20 protein-coding genes are annotated in these 18,974 nt (G+C 62.6%); 10 read left to right on the top strand and 10 right to left on the bottom strand.

The genetic code is table 11. The features are described 5' to 3' along the window. Nucleotides 1–161 precede the first annotated feature (161 nt). Nucleotides 162–1,055: a fructose bisphosphate aldolase gene (locus tag QP803_RS16310; RefSeq protein ID WP_284944527.1), complete on the top strand. Its 894-nt coding sequence runs from the start codon at nt 162–164 to the stop codon at nt 1,053–1,055. A gap of 7 nt (nt 1,056–1,062) precedes the next feature. On the opposite strand, the gene QP803_RS16305 is transcribed toward QP803_RS16310, so the two are convergent. The 3 genes from QP803_RS16305 to QP803_RS16295 are packed head-to-tail and all read right to left on the bottom strand — an operon-like array spanning nt 1,063 to nt 3,746. Continuing rightward, complete coding sequence (locus QP803_RS16305; RefSeq protein ID WP_284944526.1) at nt 1,063–2,328, bottom strand: ABC transporter substrate-binding protein; 1,266 nt, start codon at nt 2,326–2,328, stop codon at nt 1,063–1,065. A 10-nt stretch (nt 2,329–2,338) separates the two neighbouring features. Continuing rightward, nucleotides 2,339–3,346: an aldo/keto reductase gene (locus QP803_RS16300; protein WP_284944525.1), complete on the bottom strand. Its 1,008-nt coding sequence runs from the start codon at nt 3,344–3,346 to the stop codon at nt 2,339–2,341. Between the two features lie 43 nt (nt 3,347–3,389). Further along, nucleotides 3,390–3,746, bottom strand: coding sequence for a TIGR04076 family protein (locus QP803_RS16295; protein WP_284944524.1), 357 nt, complete (start codon nt 3,744–3,746; stop codon nt 3,390–3,392). A gap of 126 nt (nt 3,747–3,872) precedes the next feature. Here QP803_RS16295 and QP803_RS16290 point away from each other — a divergent pair, with 126 nt between their 5' ends. The 8 genes from QP803_RS16290 to QP803_RS16255 all read left to right on the top strand — a co-directional run bounded on the left by QP803_RS16290 (nt 3,873) and on the right by QP803_RS16255 (nt 10,568). Next, nucleotides 3,873–4,664, top strand: a complete 792-nt coding sequence (locus QP803_RS16290) for an ABC transporter ATP-binding protein (protein ID WP_284944523.1) — start codon at nt 3,873–3,875, stop codon at nt 4,662–4,664. Next, the gene (locus QP803_RS16285; protein ID WP_284944522.1) at nt 4,661–5,404 is read left to right on the top strand and encodes an ABC transporter ATP-binding protein; all 744 of its coding nucleotides are present in this window, start codon (nt 4,661–4,663) and stop codon (nt 5,402–5,404) included. The genes QP803_RS16290 and QP803_RS16285 overlap by 4 nt, the downstream gene beginning before the upstream one ends. Next, nucleotides 5,401–6,312, top strand: coding sequence for a branched-chain amino acid ABC transporter permease (locus tag QP803_RS16280; protein ID WP_284944521.1), 912 nt, complete (start codon nt 5,401–5,403; stop codon nt 6,310–6,312). The genes QP803_RS16285 and QP803_RS16280 overlap by 4 nt, the downstream gene beginning before the upstream one ends. After that, a complete protein-coding gene (locus QP803_RS16275) occupies nt 6,309–7,310 on the top strand; it encodes a branched-chain amino acid ABC transporter permease (protein WP_284944520.1) in 1,002 nt (333 codons plus the stop codon). Before QP803_RS16280 ends, QP803_RS16275 begins: the two co-directional genes overlap by 4 nt. Beyond that, the gene (locus QP803_RS16270) at nt 7,294–8,760 is read left to right on the top strand and encodes an aldo/keto reductase (protein ID WP_284944519.1); all 1,467 of its coding nucleotides are present in this window, start codon (nt 7,294–7,296) and stop codon (nt 8,758–8,760) included. Before QP803_RS16275 ends, QP803_RS16270 begins: the two co-directional genes overlap by 17 nt. Next, entirely contained in the window at nt 8,757–9,413 is a 657-nt protein-coding gene (locus QP803_RS16265) for an HAD family hydrolase (protein WP_284944518.1), read from the top strand. Before QP803_RS16270 ends, QP803_RS16265 begins: the two co-directional genes overlap by 4 nt. A gap of 187 nt (nt 9,414–9,600) precedes the next feature. Further along, nucleotides 9,601–10,047, top strand: coding sequence for a hypothetical protein (locus QP803_RS16260; protein WP_284944517.1), 447 nt, complete (start codon nt 9,601–9,603; stop codon nt 10,045–10,047). Further along, nucleotides 9,993–10,568, top strand: a complete 576-nt coding sequence (locus QP803_RS16255; protein ID WP_284944516.1) for a hypothetical protein — start codon at nt 9,993–9,995, stop codon at nt 10,566–10,568. The genes QP803_RS16260 and QP803_RS16255 overlap by 55 nt, the downstream gene beginning before the upstream one ends. Here QP803_RS16255 and QP803_RS16250 read toward each other — a convergent pair. Genes QP803_RS16250 through QP803_RS16230 form a run of 5 tightly spaced genes read right to left on the bottom strand, consistent with a single transcriptional unit; the run spans nt 10,558 to nt 15,850 of the window. Next, nucleotides 10,558–11,898, bottom strand: a complete 1,341-nt coding sequence (locus QP803_RS16250) for a DUF2254 domain-containing protein (protein ID WP_284944515.1) — start codon at nt 11,896–11,898, stop codon at nt 10,558–10,560. The two genes, QP803_RS16255 and QP803_RS16250, sit on opposite strands and share 11 nt — an antisense overlap. A gap of 53 nt (nt 11,899–11,951) precedes the next feature. Then, on the bottom strand, nt 11,952–12,230 hold the full coding sequence (locus QP803_RS16245) for a cytochrome o ubiquinol oxidase subunit IV (RefSeq protein WP_284944514.1): 279 nt from the start codon (nt 12,228–12,230) through the stop codon (nt 11,952–11,954). Between the two features lie 32 nt (nt 12,231–12,262). Further along, nucleotides 12,263–12,898 (bottom strand): cytochrome c oxidase subunit 3, encoded by a 636-nt coding sequence (locus tag QP803_RS16240; RefSeq protein ID WP_284944513.1) that lies wholly within the window; start codon nt 12,896–12,898, stop codon nt 12,263–12,265. Continuing rightward, nucleotides 12,886–14,946 carry a cbb3-type cytochrome c oxidase subunit I gene (locus tag QP803_RS16235; RefSeq protein ID WP_434082927.1) on the bottom strand — a complete coding sequence of 687 codons (2,061 nt, stop codon included), beginning with the start codon at nt 14,944–14,946 and terminating at the stop codon, nt 12,886–12,888. Before QP803_RS16235 ends, QP803_RS16240 begins: the two co-directional genes overlap by 13 nt. Before the next feature lie 22 nt (nt 14,947–14,968). Then, nucleotides 14,969–15,850, bottom strand: a complete 882-nt coding sequence (locus QP803_RS16230) for a cytochrome ubiquinol oxidase subunit II family protein (RefSeq protein WP_284944511.1) — start codon at nt 15,848–15,850, stop codon at nt 14,969–14,971. A gap of 224 nt (nt 15,851–16,074) precedes the next feature. Between QP803_RS16230 and QP803_RS16225 the strand changes: the two genes are divergently transcribed. Continuing rightward, nucleotides 16,075–16,698, top strand: coding sequence for an SOUL family heme-binding protein (locus tag QP803_RS16225; RefSeq protein WP_284944510.1), 624 nt, complete (start codon nt 16,075–16,077; stop codon nt 16,696–16,698). Nucleotides 16,699–16,899: 201 nt separating this feature from the next. Here QP803_RS16225 and QP803_RS16220 read toward each other — a convergent pair whose 3' ends face one another. Both QP803_RS16220 and QP803_RS16215 read right to left on the bottom strand, forming a co-directional pair. Then, the gene (locus QP803_RS16220) at nt 16,900–17,859 is read right to left on the bottom strand and encodes a CobW family GTP-binding protein (protein WP_284944509.1); all 960 of its coding nucleotides are present in this window, start codon (nt 17,857–17,859) and stop codon (nt 16,900–16,902) included. Beyond that, nucleotides 17,856–18,875, bottom strand: a complete 1,020-nt coding sequence (locus QP803_RS16215) for a LacI family DNA-binding transcriptional regulator (protein WP_284944508.1) — start codon at nt 18,873–18,875, stop codon at nt 17,856–17,858. Before QP803_RS16215 ends, QP803_RS16220 begins: the two co-directional genes overlap by 4 nt. Nucleotides 18,876–18,974: the final 99 nt, after the last annotated feature.

Below are 18,974 nucleotides of genomic sequence, written 5' to 3'. Positions count from 1 at the left end.
TTCGTCGTCCCCAGGTGCCGAACCTACCGCGCCGGCGGTCGCCGCCCCGTGACGTTGCGCTGAGGCCGACCGCCATGCCAATATTTCATTGGCTACACGATAGTCGGTCTGGACCGGGCCGGCTTTCTCTAGAGCAACGGTCTGAGGCGAGGGCGACGATCATGGCCAATGACGAGATGATGACGCAGATCGCCACCAAGGGGGGCTTCATCGCTGCCCTCGACCAGAGTGGTGGCTCAACCCCCGGCGCCCTGCGCCTGTATGGCATTCCCGACACCGCCTATAGCGGTGAGGCCGAGATGTTCGAGCTGATGCATGAAATGCGGGTCCGCATCATGACCGCGCCCGCCTTCACGGGCGACAAGGTCATTGCCGCCATCCTGTTCGAACAGACGATGGACGGTGTCGTGTGGGATACACCCGTGCCGACCTTCCTGTGGGAAGATCGCGGCGTCATTCCCTTCCTGAAGATGGATAAGGGCCTGCAACCCGAGGCCGATGGTGTCAGTTTGATGAAACCAATCGGCGGGCTGGACGCACTTTTGGAGCGGGCCGTCACGCTCGGTGTCTTCGGCACCAAGATGCGCTCTGTCGTCAATCTGCCGAATGAGGCGGGAATCGCCGCCATTGTCGCCCAGCAGTTCGAGATTGCTGCCCAGATTGCCGGCCACGGCCTGATGCCGATCATCGAGCCCGAGGTCTCCATCAAAAGCCCGGACAAGGCGGGCGCGGAAGCCATCCTGCGCGCGGAACTGACCAAGGCGCTCGACGCCCTGTCGGGTGCCCCGGTCATGCTCAAGCTGACCATCCCCGATGTGACCGACTTCTATGCCCCGTTGATCGCGCATCCGAAGGTGGCCCGCGTCGTGGCGCTTTCGGGTGGCTACAGCCAGGCCGAGGCCTGCAAACGCCTTTCTGCCAATCACGGCATGATCGCGAGCTTTTCGCGCGCTTTGACCGAGGGTCTTACCGTGTCCATGACCGACCCGGACTTCGACGCGGCGATTGCCGCGTCGATCCACGCGATTTACGAGGCTTCGACCGTTAAAGTGTAGGCGGCCATCAAGGGGCGCCGGTCGTGATCTTCATCACGTCTTCGGCGCTCATCTGCCCGACGGTTTTGATGTCGCCACCTTGAATGCGCCATAGGCGGAACGGGCCTGTGATATCGCCGCAGTGATCGAAGTCGATCGGGCCGATGACGCCCTCATAGCGGATCGGCTTGCCAGCAGCGATCAAGGCCAGGGCCTTGGTGAACTCGTCCTTGCCGGCATAGATCGGCGTGCCGCCTGGTGCCACGACTTCCGGGATCGCCGCCTTAATGGCCGCCGCATCCCCTTTGCCCGCTTTGGCGATAGCGAGGGCCACGATCGCCCCGGCATCATAGGATCGGTCTGCGGCGGGTGCCTCGGGCTTGATGCCGCCGGAAAAAGCCGTGAAATTGCTGTAGAAGTATTTTGTCGAGGCGGTTTCGTCGGTACCCGAGGAGGTGCCGTAGGCGTCGTTGAGGTATTTGGCGCCGACCGCGCTGATGAAGTCCGGCGAATTCATTCCGTCGTTGAGCAGGAATTTCTGCGGACCACCGCCCGAGATCCAGGCGCGCGCGATCGTCGCGCCATCAACGGGATAGCTCACGAGATAGAGCGCATCGGGGTCGCCGGCCATCGCACTGCTGGCCTCGGCCGAATAGCTCGCCTGGCTCGGATTATACGGCGTGATAGAGGTGATGGTGCCGCCGAGTTTTTTGTAAGCCGAGGAGAACTCGCGCACCATGTTGACGCCGAAATCGTTATTGACGTCGATGATGGCGACTTTCTTTAATCCGCTATCGATCGCGAATTTCGCCGCCGCCGTGCCCTGCAATGCGTCCGAGGTAATGGTGCGGAAGAACACGCCATTGGTCTTGCCCTGCTCGCAGAGCTGGGTGAGCGTCGGTGAGGAGGAGGCAGGCGACACCTGCACCACGTGCGCGGGCGCCGTGACCGATGTCAGGATCGGGATCGATTCGGAGGAGATGATGCCGCCGATGATCACCGGCACTTTCTTGATATCGACGAGCTGCGTTGCCTGATCGACCGCCACCGTGCCTTGGCTTTCACTGTCGCGCGCGTCGGTGTTCAGATGGCAGCCATGGACGCCGCCGGCATCGTTGAAATCGCGAAAGGCCATGTCCACCGCTTTGGCGCCTGCCTGGCCATAGGCGCCGGCCGGTCCCGTCAATGGCATCACCATGCCGACGGTGATGTCACAACTCGCGGCCATAGCGGGCGCGGCGGCGGTGGTGGCAAGCAAGGCGAGGATCGCCGCGCTGATGAGTGGGCCTTTCATCTTAGGTCTCCTAATTGCTGAGGTTATATTTCATGATGGCGCCGTGCCGCCCGCTGCGATCACGCTCCTGCGTATAGACGTCGCCGTCGATCGGATTCGCCCGCGCGAGCACAGCGTCGATCTCGGCGAGATCCGCCCCCGTCAGCATGACATCCGAAATAGCCAGGTTGGACGCCAGATGCGCGCGGTTGCGTGCGCCCACAATCACCGCGCCGACGCCGGGCCTCGCCAAGATGGCGGCGCTCGCGATCGTCGCGATGTCCGTACCATGCCGGTCGGCGATGGCGCGCAGCGCTGAGAGCAAGGTCTGCAACAGATCCCAGCCCCCAAAATCGTCAATGATCAGCTTGTATTTGACGAGCGAGCGGTTCTCCAGCGGCGAGCTGGGCTCCGTGCGGCCAAGCCAGGCGTCGCTGAGGAAACCGCCGGCCACGGTGCCATAGCACAACAGCGACATGCCGCGTTCGGCGGCGGCGGTAATCATTGCTGTCTCGGGTCTGCGATCGAGCAAGGAGTATTGCACCTGCATCGAGACGAGGGGCACGCCGCTGTTCACGATCGCCACCATATGCGCGGTGTCGAAATTGGTGCCGCCGATGTGCCGGATCTTTCCAGCTTTTCTCAATTCGCCCAGCCAGCCTGCGGTTTCGAGCCAGCGGGGTGCATCATAGTCCCACCAATGGAATTGCACGAGGTCGAGCCGCTCGGTGCGCAGGCGTTGCAGCGACCGGTCGATGATACGCGCGACATCGGCTTTGGTGATGCGCGTCAGACTATCGAGGTCAGGCACGAATTTCGTATGGACCTTGATCTGCTCAAGTGCTTCGGCGCCGCGCATGTCCCGGTAGCGCTCACGAAACGCGCCGATCAGATCCTCGACGCCAGTGTAGATATCCGCGCAGTCGAAGCAGGTGATGCCGGCATCGGCAAAGGCGATCATGTCCAGGATCGCCTCGGCCGGGCGGATGTCGCCATGGCCGCCCGCCATCTGCCAGCCGCCCCGGATGACGCGCGACATCTCGTGGTCCGACGCCAGTCGCGCGCGTTGCATCATTGCCCTGTCAAACTGGCGGAAGGGGAACCGCCGTGGTCTCCCCGTGACTGAACCGGCGCAAGCCAAGGCGCGTGATCCGCAGTCGGGTGCAGCAGTGCGGATCGGGGCAGGCGATTTCGGTATCGGTGGTCATCCAGTCGTTGCGGTCGCTCGGGCGCTGCTTGGCGGCCAGCAAGGGCAGCACGGAGGCCAGGGAATAGAGGGACATGCCTTGGCCGGGCGGCAGAAACAGCATCTCGCCGCGCAATTCAAAATGATCGCCGGGTTTGGCGCCGCAATAGATCGCGCCGCCGGTCGGGGCCACGACATCGACGCGGAGATCATAGAGTTCGAAACTATCGTCACCCGCTTTAGCGTCAGTCATGGCCGGTCATCCTCCGCCAGGCGCGACCCATCGCTGCTACTTGACGTTTTCCTCATAGTCAATGTCTATGACCGCCCGTCAAAATACCGCAAACAGTTGCTCGGGCGATCATAGGGTGAGTCTGTTATGCCGGGGAAGGACAGTCTAGCCGGCGAGGGCCTTGTCCTCGAAGCCCGCAATCTGGTGAAGCAATTCGGCGGCATGCGCGCAGTGGACGGCGTGTCGATCGCCCTTGCGCGCGGCGAGATGGTGGGCCTGATCGGACCCAACGGCGCCGGCAAGACCACGATGTTCAATCTGATCGCCGGCAGTCTGAAGCCCAGCGCGGGCGGTATCTGGATTGGTGGCGTCGATGTCTCGCAGGAAGGTCCGCATCGGCGCATTGGGCGCGGTATCGGCCGCACCTTTCAGATTCCACGTCCCTTTGCAGAAATGACGGTGCTCGAAAATGTGCTGACGGGCGCTCAGGGACAGTCGGGCGAGCGGAATTGGATGAACTTCCTACGGCCTGGCCGCGTTGCGTCCGAAGAAAAGGCAGCAGAGGAAAAAGCCCGTTCCCTGCTCGACTTTCTGCTGCTCGCGCCACTCGCGCTCGAACCCGCGCGGGTGCTTTCGGGCGGCCAGCGCAAATTGCTGGAACTCGCGCGCATTCTGATGGCCGATCCCCAGGCGATCCTGCTCGATGAACCGGCCGCCGGCGTCAATCCGGCATTGCTGGAACTGATCATCGACAGGGTGAGCGCGCTGAACGCCCAGGGTCGCACGATCCTGCTCATTGAGCATAACATGGACATGGTGGCGCGGCTGTGCAGCCGGGTCGTGGTGATGGCGGCGGGCAAGTTGCTGGCTGAGGGCAAGCCGGCCGATGTCGCGCGTGATCCGGCCGTCATCGATGCCTATCTCGGCGGCGCCGCATGAGTACTGCTGTCTTGAGAACGCAACGCCTGATCTCAGGATACGAACCGGATCTGCCGATCGTCCGGGGGATCGACATGGCGATTCGCGCGGGCGAATGTGTCGCCGTGCTCGGCCCGAACGGCGCCGGCAAATCGACTCTCGTCAAGACCATTGCGGGCCTCGTTCCTGTGCATTCCGGCGCGGTGTTTCTTGACGGCAGGGACATCACCGCATCGCCCGCGCATCGCAAGATCCGCCATGGTTTGGCTTTCGTGCCGCAAACCGAAAACATCTTCGCGACACTGTCCATTCACGAAAACCTCCAGATTGCCGCGAACATCTTGCCCAAAGACAAACGGAAAACGCGCATCGCCGCCGTCTATGATATGTTCCCCGATCTCGCATCGCGGCCGACGCATCGCGCCGGACAGCTTTCCGGCGGTCAGCGCCAGATGCTGGCCGTGGCGCGGGCGTTGGTCGTCGAGCCCTCCGTTTTGATCCTCGATGAGCCATCGGCGGGCCTTTCGCCCAAAATCGTCGCGGAGGTATTCGGGCGGCTGAAAGCGATCAATCTGACCGGCGTCACGACCGTCTTGGTGGAGCAGAACGTCAAGGCGGCGCTGGCGATTGCCGATCGCGCTCTCATTCTGGTCGAGGGGCAGGTGGTGCATGAAGGGCCGGCCGCGACACTGGCCGATGATCCCATCGTCGCCGAACTCTATCTCGGCATCCGTCATCGCGCGGCGGCGGTGGCGCAATGAGTGCTCAGATTTTAGTGGATGGCCTGATTGCCGGGTCGATGATCGGCCTCGGCGCGATCGGCGTGACCTTGACCTATGCGATCCTTCGTTTCGCCAATTTCGCGCATGGCGAGTTCATCTCCTGGGGCGCCTATTTCGCCTTCGCGGTCAGTGGCGCGCTCGGCTATGTCTCCGACGCCCTCGCGGCGCCGATCGGGCCGTTCTCCTTCGGATGGTCCTTACCGATCGCGGCGGTCGTGGCGGTGGCGCTCACGGCGGGGCTGGCGCTTTTGGTGGATATGGTTCTGTTCCGCCCGCTGCGCGCCCGGCGCGGCGCCGTCATCATTCTCGTCATGGCGAGCTTCGGCGCGGCCCTCGCCTTGCGCAATCTGCTCGAATTCGTCTTCACTTCGAATCCCCACTATTACACCAGCAACTTGCAGATCGCGCTGCGCCTGGGCGGGGGCATGCGCGCCACGCCCGACCAACTGCTGTGCCTGGGCGTCGCCGCTGTGCTCTCGCTCAGCGTTCATCTCCTGCTCACGCGCACGGCCGCCGGCCGCTCCATGCGCGCCGTGAGTGAAAACCCGGCACTCGCCGGCGTGGTTGGCATCGACGTGCGCGGCGTCGTCCGCACCGTCTGGATCCTGGGGGCGGGTCTCGCCTGTGTCGCCGGCATCATGGCTGGGCTCATCGTGCAAATCCGGCCGGAGATGGGTCTCGACTTGCTCCTGCCCTTGTTCGCCGCCGCTATCCTCGGCGGTATCGGAAGCGTGCCCGGCGCGATGCTGGCAGGTTTGATCGTCGGCCTCGCCGAGGCGGTGACCGTGCAACTCGTCGGTGCCGAATGGCGGTCGGCTGTCGCCTTCGTCATTCTCGTTTTTATCCTCCTCCTGCGGCCGCAGGGCCTGTTCGGAAGAGCGGCATGATTCTCGATCTGTTCAGCTATGGCGCGTTTTTCATGACGGTTGCGCTGACCTATGCCGTCATCTGCCTCGGGCTGAATGTGCAATGGGGCCAGACCGGTCTCTTCAATGTCGGCGTGTCCGGCTTCGTGGCCATCGGCGCCTATGTCTCGGCCTTGCTCACCACGCCCCATGCCGCCGATCGCCTAGGCGGATTCGGCCTGCCCATCGCGGTCGGCTGGGCCGGGGGCGCGCTCGCCGCCGGTCTCGCGACCCTTCTGCTGGGTGCCATCACCATCCGGCTCCGGGCCGATTATCTGGCCATCGCGACCTTCGGCTTTGCCGTGGTGGTGCAGCTCTGCATGCTCAATCTGCAATGGGTCACCGGCGGCTCTTTCGGCATCGCCTTCATTCCGCGGCCCTTTGCCGGTTTCGCGGCCGATCGCTCCCTGTTCGGCGCGCTCAATCTCGCCGTCATGATCGTGGTCGTGGTCGCGCTCTACCTTGCGTTGGAGCGGTTAGGGCGAAGCCCCTGGGGCCGCGTGCTGCGCGCCATCCGAGAGGATGAGACGGCGGCGGCGGCGCTCGGCAAGAACCCCCTGCGGTTCCGGCTCCAGGCTTTTGCCATCGGCGGTGCCATCATGGGCCTAGGCGGTGCGGCGCAGGCGCATTTCATCGGCTTCATCGCCCCGGATAATTACCTGCCGATGCTGACCTTCCAGGTCTGGGTGATGCTGATCGTCGGCGGTTCGGGTAATAACCGGGGCGCCATCCTCGGCGCCGTCGTCGTCTGGGGCCTATGGGCGGTCTCGGCCAGCGCCATTGCCGCCGTCGTGCCGGCCGAGAGCCAAGCGCGCGCGGCCTCCCTCCAGATCGTCATGATCGGCGTCGCCCTCTGCGCCATTCTGCTGCTGCGGCCGCGTGGGATTTTGGGCGAGGTCAAGATCGTCTCCCGCCACCTCAAAGCCGCGCCTGCCAAAGCTCCAACCGCAAATGGATTGCCGCATGTCGATCGTACCTGAACGCATCCAAGTGACGGAGACGCTGAGCCTGAACCGCCTGGTCTGCGGCCTGTGGCAGGTCGCGGATATCGAAAAGACCGGCCAAGCACTCGATGTCGATCAGGCCGCCGATGCGCTTGAAGGCTATGTCGCGGCAGGGTTCGAGAGCTTCGACATGGCCGATCATTATGGCAGCGCCGAGTTGATCATGGGGCGGCTTCTGGCGCGCCATGCCGGGGCGCCGCGTCCGGTCGCCTGCACCAAATGGTGCCCGCCGCCCGGACCGATGACCGCCGAGATCGTGCGCAAAGGCGTGCAGGATCGGCTCGACAGGCTGGGCGTCAGCCGGGTGGACCTCCTTCAGTTTCATTGGTGGACTTTCGCGCATCCGGCCTGGCTGGATGCTTTGCATGAAATGAACGCGCTGCGCGAGGAAGGCCTGATCGGCGCCATCGGCGTCACCAATTTCGATGCCGCGCATCTGGAGCTGGCGCTGGCGGACGGCATTCCCGTGGCGACCAACCAGATCTCCTTCTCCCTCCTGGATCGCCGCGCCGCTGGTGCGCTGTCGGACCTCTGCGCGCGAACCGGCGTGCGGCTGCTGGCCTACGGCACACTCTGCGGCGGATTCCTGTCCGAGACCTGGCTTGGCAGGCCGGAACCGGACACGATGCCGGATTGGAGCCGCTCCAAATACAAGCGCTTCATCGATGCGGCCGGCGGCTGGGCGGGTTTCCAGGGCATCCTGACAGCGGCGGCGGCCATTGCCGCAAAGCATGGCGTTTCCCTCTCCAATGTCGCTACGCGCTGGGTGCTCGATCATCCGGCGGTGGCGGCCGCGATCATCGGCGCCCGGATCACGGAGAGCGAGCATCGCGCCGACAATGCCCGGGTGTTTTCTGTCACGCTCGACGCGGAGGATAGGGCGCGGCTCGACACCGCCTTCACGGCCACGATGCCGATCCCCGGTGACTGTGGTGATGAATATCGCCGCCCGCCCTATCTCACGGCCTCCGGCGATCTCAGCCATCATCTGGGTGCCATTCCCAGCGTCTACCGGGCCGAGCCCGTGCCGGGGCGTCCCGGCCGATCGCGGGTGTCATCGGGCAGTGTGTGGGAGCCGCTGGCCGGCTACAGCCGGGCGACGCGCGTCGGTGGTCGCATCTGCGTGTCCGGCACCACGGCGACCCATGGGGCGGACCGCCGTGTCGCACCAAGTCATGCGGGCGCTCAGGCGACCTATATCCTGGACAAGATCGCCGCCGCGATCGCGGCGCTGGGTGGCACGATGGAGGATGTGGTCCGCACCCGCATCTATCTGCGTGACGTGTCGCAGTGGGAGCCTGTTGCCCGCGCTCATGGCCGGGTCTTCGGCACGATCATGCCCGCGAACACGCTGTTCGAAGTTGGCAATCTGATTGGCGACTATGAAGTCGAGATCGAAGCCGAGGCGGAGGTGACCGCGCCATGAACCCGATCGACCTGATCATCTTCGACTGTGACGGCGTGCTGGTGGATAGTGAGGTCCTGTCGAGCCGCGCCATGCAAAACGTGCTGCGGGCCCAGGGGATCGAGGTGTCGCTCGACACCATCGCGGGCTGTATAGGCATGAAGCAGGCCGACATCCTGGCCCGCATCGAGCGGGAAACCGGCCATGTCATCGGCCCTTCGGTCGGCACCGACCTCTGGCCCGCGACGCGTGTCCTGTTCGGCGAGCATCTGTCCGCGACGACGGGGTTAAAAGCCTTCCTGGACGCCACTTCCACGCGCCGTTGCGTAGCATCGTCCTCTTCGCATGAACGCATCGCCTTCAGTCTGTCGGTGACCGAGATCTCGCCTTACTTCGAGCCGCATGCGATCTTCAGTTCCAGTGATGTCACGCGCGGCAAGCCGGCGCCGGATCTCTTTCTGCACGCGGCGGCGCGCATGGGCGTGGCGCCGGAGCGCTGTGTCGTCATTGAAGATTCACCCTTCGGCGTGATGGGCGCGGTCGCCGCCGGAATGACGGCCATCGGCTTTACCGGCGGCAGCCATTCCGGGCCGGTGATTGGCGCGACCTTGATGGCGGCTGGTGCTGTGGCGATCGAAAGCCGCTGGGCGGATGTGGTGCGCTGGGTGAGATGACTCGACATCGTGATGCATCCCAGCGGTTGACGCCCGGCGACTTTCCGGGTTCAGGTCCCATAAGCGCGAATCGACCAAGCCCTTAAGGCTGCGTTCGCCGGGAGGGGTGTGCATGAATTTCCAAACGCGGATGAGCTTCCTTGCATGTGCTCTTGGACTGGTCAGTCTCTCTGGATGTGGCTCAGTCTTGACGGAAGGAACGTCTGACGCCGCCGGTATTGCCGGTGCGGGAATCGCCAGTGCCGTCACGAAGAATGGCTCCGTCACCGCCGCCATCGGCCTTGGTGTCCAGTCTGCCGCGGCGACAGGCCTTGGCTATGTCGAGCGTCGTGTTCATAATGCGGAGCAGAACCAAATCGCGATGACAGCCGGCGCGCTGCCAGTGGGCGGCGTCGCACCTTGGTCCGTCTCCCACGATATTCCGATTGAAGATGATGAGCACGGGCAAGTGGCGATCAGCCGGATGATCAGCCAGGCTCCGCTCGCCTGTAAGGAAATCGTCTTCTCCATCGATCGGCTTCGCAAAAATCAACCTGTGCGTGCCTTCTATGTCGCTGCCATCTGCCAAGACGGAATGCAATGGCGGTGGGCAACGGCCGAGCCTGCGACGACACGGTGGGGTTCGCTCCAGTGAGATCAACCGCCCAGGCATCCGCCTGGCTGGCGCTCGGTTTCATTACGATGCCTCTGCTTGCGGGCTGTTCTGCTTTGGGCGGCATATCGGGCGCGATTGCCGGCGCCTCGACCGGTGCGGTTACTGCTAATCCCATTGTCGGCTACACGGTGGCCGTGGGCGTCAATGCTGGGGTTGATCAACTCCAGAAATACGTCGCGCGTGTTCGCCAGAATGCGGAGCAGGACGCGATTGTAGACGCGGTGGGCGAGATGGATGTGGGCACCACGCGCCCTTGGAAGATTGTGCATCAGATTCCGATGTTCGATGATGAACATGGCGAAATGGAAGTGACGCGGCTTATCCAAACGCCCCTGGCCGACTGCAAGGAAGTCCTCTTCACGATCGATCAGGGGAAACAGCCCCACCTGCATCAGACGCTCTACGTCACGTCTGCCTGTCTCGATTCACAAGGATGGAAATGGGCCTCCGCGGAACCATCGATCAATCGTTGGGGATTCTTTCAACACATCACTCACTAACGGGCGCAGACGCAGGCGGAAGAGCCCCAATCAGACCCAGCGGTCCCGTGCTGCGCATGATTTGAAAGTTCATATGCCGTGCCTTGACGTCGGTGAGATCGGCGGGGGTCGTGACGTCGCGGGAGGCATCGCCGAGCACAAGATCGGCGTGGCGTTGCAGGGTATCCCTGCGCTCTGCCTCAAACTCGCAGCTGAGAACCGATGTCAGAACGTCAAGCATCCGGATCAGCACCGCTGCGCTGCCTGCGGCATTCTGCCGGATCATGTGAAACATCGCATCAACCAAGCCATCATAGTCGATGCTTGGCACAACGAGAGCGACATCACCGTCGTGAAGCGTCACTCCACTTGGCAAGATGCGCGGCACGACATCGCACAGGGCCGAGCCCAGACGGTCAAGCACGCTGATGGCGGTATGCGGATCATTGATCCCCGGCGAGAGCGCCCGCACCGCAACTTCGACAAGCTGCCGCACGGCAAACTCAAGATCGGCGGCGCTCACGCGCTGCGGCCCGAGGGCCGTTGCGTCACGAATTGCAAGACCGGCGTCTGCCGCTGATGGCAGCACGAGCGCGATCGGTGCACCGGGAAACACGTAATCTCCAGGGCGCACCAACAAGCGAATGGAGACCTTGTTTTTCGCGGCCCAAGCGGCGAGCCCGGTATCATCGAGCTGCTGAAGATACCCGCGCCTCGTGTCGGTGATCGGCAGCGCTTGGCGCCAGAATGCGCCTGATGGCGGCAGTGCTTGCGCGTCTGTCGTTGTGAGCCGCGCAATGGCGACGCGGACGTCCTGACTGACAAGGTCGATCACCGTATCGACGTTGATACGTCCGGCCATGTGACCGACGAAGAAGACCAGAGTGCCGACGCACACGAACGCCAGAAGAATGCCAATGCTGAGAGACAGATGGGGAACGAACGTCCCTTCTTCTTGTGTTCTCACGCTCCTCAGCACCATCAACGCATAGGAGAAGGTGCCTAAAAAGGCGCCCAAGGTGACTTGATTGCCGCGGTCGCGGGTGAAGTTACGGAGGAGCCGAGGCCCCATCTGGCCGGCAGCCAGGGATAGGGCTGCGATGGTGATAGAGAAGACTGTGCCTGCGACGCCGATGGTCGAGGACGCGACGGCGCCTAAAAGCGTGCGCGCGCCGGTGCCGCCACCACTATAGAGCCATGGGCTCTCAATGAGCCATTTCGGTATCGTCCCGCTTCGATCCAGGCTCACCAGGCCCAAAGCCAAGATGATGCCGGCAACGACCATCGCACCGGGCAGAAGCCAGAAGGTTTCGCCCAAATCACTCAGAAGTTTTCGGAATCTCGCAGTCAAAGGGACTCCATTCAGTTATCGCGAGCGGCAGACGCCGGTCATCTCGTCTGTCGCTACATCATCCTGGAGCGCAGGTTGAATACGACGACGAGCGTTCCCGCCACCATCAACGACACGATCAGAGTGGAGAATAGCAGCAGTTGCAAATCCGCCCGTGCTGAACGCCCCAAGGTGATGTGGAGAAAGCAGCGAAAATGCACGAGGATCTGTAGCAACGCCAAGCCAAAAACGATGCCGAGCGTCCAGTCGAGGGAGAAGACGTGCCAATGCACCAGGGCGAAAGCGATGCCCGTCAGTGCCAGCGCGCTCGCATAGCCGATGCCATAGGTCATGCGCTCCCGTCGCATGTCGTTGCCTTGCCCACTCATCGCATCAGACCCTGAAGGTAGACCACCGAGAAGATCACCACCCACACCACATCCAGGAAATGCCAAAACAAGCCGAGGCGGATAATATTGATCTTGACCCGCGCATCGAGCCCGAAGACGCAGATTTGCACCATCATGACGATGATCCATAGGGCGCCTGCGGTGACGTGCAGACCATGCATGCCGACGAGGACAAAGAAAGAGGAGAGGAAGCCACTGCGCTGGGGGACCGCCCCATGCGCGAACATGGCCGCAAAATCGTTCAACTCCATCCCCAGAAACGCCAAGCCTAGGAAGAGCGTCACGAGCAGCCAGCAAAACAGGCCGAGGGCGCTACGACCGTATTTCATTGACATCGACGCCATGCCGAAGGTGAAGCTGCTCGTGAGCAGGATGAGCGTCTCCAAGAAGGCCGGGCCGATCTTGAATTCCTGAGCAGGCCCAGGGCCGCCTGCGGTGCCGACCAGCATCGTTCCATAGACGGCGAAGAGCAATGCGAAGATCACCGCATCACTCATCAGGAAGACCCAGAAGCCGAAGATGTTACTCTCGACCTGCTGTGTCGTGAGGCTCGGATGGTCCTGGAGGTTCAGGCCGACATGACGGAACTCGGGGCCACTCAAGCCATCCATTCGGCGAGTCCCTCGTTGGCGGCGTTTTCTTCAAGTTGGCGGGGAACCGGGCGCGCTGCTGCGGCCTGGGCGAGCCAAGCTCTATCGATCCGCTCGACCTCCGCCGCCGACACGATGCGCTCGGTATCACGGCTGAAGCTGCGCGCGATCCAACTGCCGAGAATGATCAGGACGCTCAAGCCAGCCAGCCACCAGATATGCCAGATGAGACCGAAAGCACAGAAGGCGGCCGCGACACCGATGATGACGCCCATGCTGGTATTGCCGGGCAGGGTGATATCCCGATAGTGGTCTGCGGGGTGGTACGCGCCGTTGTTCCGCTTGCGCCAGTAGAAGGCGTCAAGATTGCTGACATGCGGAATGGTCGCGAAGTTATACTCGGGCGGCGGCGATGACGTCGCCCATTCCAGGCCCCGCGCATCCCAGGGGTCACCGACCGGCACGCCATTAGCGTGGCGGTCGCGGATACTCACCCAAAGCTGGATAAACAGGCTCGCAAGCCCCGCGAACAGCACCAAGGCACCGCAGAGGGCCGCGATCAACCAGGGGCGAAAGGTCGGATCGAAGACCTCCTGCGTTCGGCGCGCCATGCCAGCCGCGCCCAGAACATAGAGCGGCATAAATGCGAGATAGAATCCAACCACCCAACAGACGAAGGCGATCCTGCCCCAGCGCTCGGACAGCCGAAAGCCGAAGGCCTTCGGGAACCAATATTGGTAGCCCGCGATCATGCCATAGAGCAGCCCCGGAATGAGCATGTTGTGGAAATGTGCGACGAGGAAAAGCGTGTTGTGGACGAGGTAGTCCAGGGGCGGCGTGGCCAGAATGATTCCCGTGAAGCCGCCGATGACGAAAGTGACCATGAAGGCTATCGAGAACAGCATGGGCGGTGTGAAGCGCACCTCGCCGCGAAACATGGTCCAGATCCAGTCATAGATTTTGACGCCCGTCGGGATGCCGATGATCATCGTCGCGATCCCGAAGACGGCATTGACGTTGGCACCTTGGCCCATCGTAAAGAAGTGGTGGACCCAGACGGTGAAGGACAGCACCGCGATCGCCAAAGTCGCCAGAACGAGAGACGTATAGCCGTAGAGTTCTTTAGAGGAGAAAGCCGAGACGACTTCGGAGAACACGCCGAAGGCGGGAAGGACCAGGATATAGACCTCGGGATGGCCGAAGAGCCAAAACAGGTTGACGTAGTTCATCATATTGCCACCGAGGCTGTCGGTGAAGAAATGCATCCCGAGATAACGGTCCGCTGCCAGCAAAAGCGTGGCGACCGTGAGCGCCGGCATCGCGAAGATCATCAGGATGGCGGTACACAGCGAGGTCCAGCAGAACAGCGGCATGCGCATCCAGCTCATGCCGGGGGCTCGCAGCTTGTAGAGTGTGACGGCCACATTGATGCCGACGAACATCGAACCGAGTGAACTCAGCGTCACGGCCCAGATCCAATAGTCTGGCCCGACCCCGCCGCTGTAGTTGAGTTCGGTATAGGGCGGGTAGCCGCTCCAACCACCTGTCGAGAATTCCCCGACCACGAGGGACGCCATCATGAGTCCGGAGCCCCCCGCCGTGAGCCAAAGGCTGACTGAGTTCAGACTTGGGAAGGCCACATCCCGCGCCCCAATCTGGAGCGGCACGACGTAGTTGATCAGACCCGTAAGAAACGGCATGGCCATAAAGAAGATCATGATGCTGCCGTGAGTACTAAAAAGCTGGGCAAAATGATTGGGTTCGATGAACCCCGGCGTCTGGATTGCCACGGCTTGCTGCATCCGGATCAGCACCGCCTCCATCAGCGCGCGGGACAACATCACGAAGGCGATCAGCACATACATGATGCCGATTTTCTTGTGATCGACGCTCGTCATCCACTCGGTCCAAAGGTAGCGCCATTTGCCGAGCCGGGTGATCAGGGCAAAGGTGCAGATGGCGCCGATGATCACGACAGCCCCCGCGCCGGCACCGATGATTTCGTTGATCGATGGGCTGTGCCAGGCACGGACGAAGGGCAAGGCATCAAAGGTCAGATTGCCAAGCAGGATATGCCACAGGCCTGTGGGTTCATTCATGGCTCTGCGCAGCCTCCAGCTTCAGGGTATGGCCGGTCGGGATAGATTGCCTGACGATCCCGGCGAAGAGCCCGGCATCGACGGCGGCGAAGATGAGGGGATGCGGCACGGTGGAGCGGACCGACAGAGATTGGTAGGCTGAGACATCCAAACGGGTTTGTTGTGAACGCACCCCCGCGAGCCACTGCGCGAAATCATGAGGATCGCGCGCTGACACCGTGAACTTATCATCCTGGAAGCCCACGCCGTTGAATTGGGTGTTTTCGCCCAAACTCTCGCCGGGTTTGCTTGCCTCGAAGTTGAGCTGTGTCATCATGCCCGCCATCGCGTAGATCTGGCCGGCGAGCTGCGGCATCAGCAAAGACTGCATCACTGTGCCGCTCGTCAACATAAGACGGACCGGCTGCCCGGCGGGCACGACCAGTTCATTGACTGTCGCGATGTTCTGCTGCGGGTAGATGAACAGCCACTTCCAATCCAGCGCGACGACGTCAACTTCCAGCGGCGCATTGCCGGCAAGTTGGCGATAGGGGTCAAGCCGATGCGTGTAGGTCCACAGCAATACGCCGAGGAAGATCACGATCAGCGTTGGTGGGATCCAGATAAAACCTTCCAGTGTCCAGGAAAATCCCCATTGCGGCCGATAGGCGCTGTGCGTGTTGCTCAGCCGGTAATGCCAGGCGATGAAGGGCGCCAGGATAAAGACGGGCATGACGACAAGGATCAAGACGAGACAGACGATCAGGAAATAGTGGCGTTCGACGCCCGCCACCGGCCCCAGGGGAGACAGGAACCCGTGCCGTAAGGCGCCGCATCCGCTTAACGCTAGGCACGTGATGAAAAGCCCGAGCCGACCAAAGATGGCCTTGGCCATCAGTGAGGACCCCCGAGCGGCCTCAGGTCGGAGGTGGCCGCCTCAAGGGGACCTGGCTCCGTCACGATGGGACTGTTCGGCATGATACTCTCCACGGAAGCGGTCGATGCAGCGGCTACGCCCCATTCCGGGAATGGTCATGTCACGATGACGTGGTTCGGCTGTGATAGAGCGGCCCGTCTCCCTCGTGCTACATAACGTCGATGCAGTTCAAGATGGTTGCCATGTCGATCCTCTCCAGCATCGTGCTGAGTGCCTGTTCCGTCGTCGGCATTCGATCGAGTACGGAGGAATCTCGCTACACGGTTCTCCAGGCGCAGGGACCGCTGGAAATCAGGCAATATGGCGCACGGCTCGCGGCCGAAACCGATGTGACAGGAAGCGAAGAGTTTTCCCGCAACGAAGGGTTCCGGCGGCTTGCCCGCTACATCTTCGGTGCCAATTCCAGCAAGGGCGGCATCGCGATGACAGCCCCGGTGGCGCAGGCCGGCGGCACCCGCACGATCGCCATGACGGCCCCGGTGGGCCAAGACCAGCCGGCGCCCGGCGTCTGGCGCATCCGCTTCTTCATGCCCGCCCAGTATACCGATGCCACCTTGCCCCGTCCCGATGATCCCAAGGTCAAGATCGTCACTGTTCCGCCCGAGACCTACGGCGTTTATCGCTACACCGGTTCGAGAGACCCGACGGCGACTGAGGCGGCCGATCGCGAAGTGCTGCGGCGGTTGCAGGGCAGCGGATGGCTGCCCGTGGGACAGCCGGTGGCCTGGTTCTACGACCCGCCATGGACGCTTCCCTTCCTCCGCCGCAACGAGGCCGCCGTGCAAGTGGCCAAGCCGCCTGGTTAGGCTTTCGACCCATCTCACGCTCAACCTGCGGGGATTCGACGCGGTCTACGCGTAAATAAAATATTCACATGGTTAACATTAGTGCATTATGGTTTCGCATGGTTCGCGCAGCCTTCAGACTTGCGGGCATCAACTCTCCTTCATGGGGCACGCCCTTATCGGCCCCAATGGTGCCGGAAAAAGCTCTCTGATGCCCTCAGACTATAGGGCCATCGTCATCGCGTTGAACCCTGCTGCGACGTCAGGGGGAGCGGGACCGTCGAAGATCAGCACTAGGAAGTTCTCACCGGCATGGGGCGCCGGTTCGACGGGATAGAAGCTGTGATGGACGGCCTGGATGATGACGGGACCAGCGGAGGCATCGAAGGTCAGGCGGCCCTTCAGTCGCAGCAGCCGTGACCCGTATTTGTCCAGCACGTCGCTCAGCCAAAGCCTGAACGATGTCCAGACGAGCGACGTGTCCGACCGCAGCAGCAGGGTCGCGATCCCGGCCAGGTGATCCTCGCCCTCGGCGCAGAAGAGTGACGAGGGCACCGGGCGCACCACCACGTGCTGGAACAGCCATCCGGGCTGAATGACGCCATCCGTCTGCCGGATCTCTGCCAGAGGATTAAGGCGGTGGAGTTGATCGCGCAAAACAACGATCTGCGCCGCGCCAACCAGATCGCATTTCGACAGGAACAGGTGGTCGGCGGCGCAGATCTGGTTCCGACAGGTCACGCCCCGCGCCAATTGATCCAGGCCGTGTTCCGCATCGACCAGCGTGGTGACGCCCCGCAGCGCGAAAGCATCCGAAAGCAGCGGATGCCCGCAAAGAGAGGCGACCAAAGGACCCGGTTCGGCCAGACCGGTCGTTTCGATCAGCACACGCCGGAAACCAGGAATCGCGCCGGCCAGCCAGTCGCGATACAGCGCGCGCAATGTCTGCACAACATCCTGCCGCACTCGGCAACACAGGCAGCCGTTCGCCAAGAGGATGACCGTATCCGTGACGGCCTGGATCAGGTGATGGTCGAGCCCGATATCGCCAAACTCGTTCACGATGACCATCGTGTCTCGCATGTCCGGATCATGCAGCAGGCGTGTGATCAGCGTCGTTTTGCCGCTGCCGAGGAAGCCGGTCACGATCGCGATGGGCCAGGGCGGCTGTCCATCGGTCACGTCGCGCGCACCACCAACGCGGGGGCGATCATGATGCGTTCAGCGGGGCCGTCAGGGATTGCGATGCGGCGCAGCAAGAGCCGTGCTGCCTGGACCCCAATGTCCTTGGGGAAGGTGGCCACCGTGCTGAGGGCTGGCACGGCATTCGACGCTTCCGGAATATCGTCGAAGCCGATCACCCCGATGTCATGGCCCGGCGTGAGACCCCGACGGCGCAGTTCGCCGATCGCGCCGAGCGCCATCAGGTCGTTATGGCAGATGACGGCGGTGGGCGGACTTCGCTTGTCGAGCACACGGCCCATCTCGGCCGCCGCATCCTCGCGCGACATGGAACCGCGCGTGATCACGCCGGGTCCTAGCCCGTGTCGCTGCATCGTGGCGCGGAAGCTTTCGATGCGCTCCCGCGTCGCCGAAGTGTCCTTGGCGCTCGGCATGAGGCTGATCCGCCGGTGTCCTCGCGCGACGAGATGGTCCAGCGCCATCTGCGTCCCGACACGGTAGTCGGGTGCGACGAAATCGCCGTCGATCCCAGCGATCGCGCGCAGGATCTGCACAACGGGCACGCGCCACGCACGCAGTTGCTGCAACAGCGAAGGCGAACTTCCCTCAGCCGCGCACAGGATGATGCCATCGACGCCCTGTTCGCGGATACGGCGGATCAAACGCTCCTCGCGCTCGGGTCGGTCGTTGGACGTCGCAAGAAAGGTCAGGCGGCCTTCGACATCCAGAACGTCGTCGGCGCCCGCTGTCAATTCGGCATAGAAGGGATTCGTGATGCCTGGAATGATCAGTCCGATCGCCCCCGAGTTGCCCGTGCGCAACCGCGCGGCGCCCCGGTTGTAGACATAGCCGACCAAGGCGATCGCCTCTTCGACGCGCTGCCGCGTCGCGCTTGCCACCAACGGGCTTCCGCGCAGAACCAGTGAGACGGTGGCGCGTGATACGCGGGCGCGCGCCGCCACGTCCTTGAGCGTGACGTTCCGACGCGCCTCAAGCGATAGGGGCTCCGCGTTCAACGGCGTGATCGATTCTGCACCAATCGATCATAGGAAGGCCGCTGCGCGCTGTCGACGTAATTTAGATCGATCTAAATTTGATTGACCCATTCGTGGTTT

Origin of the sequence: Acidisoma sp. PAMC 29798 (genome assembly GCF_030252425.1) — a bacterium.
Taxonomy (GTDB): Bacteria; Pseudomonadota; Alphaproteobacteria; order Acetobacterales; family Acetobacteraceae; genus Acidisoma; species Acidisoma cladoniae.
The sequence above is the reverse complement of the archived record's forward strand: the minus strand, read 5'-3'. Positions and strand labels throughout refer to the sequence as shown.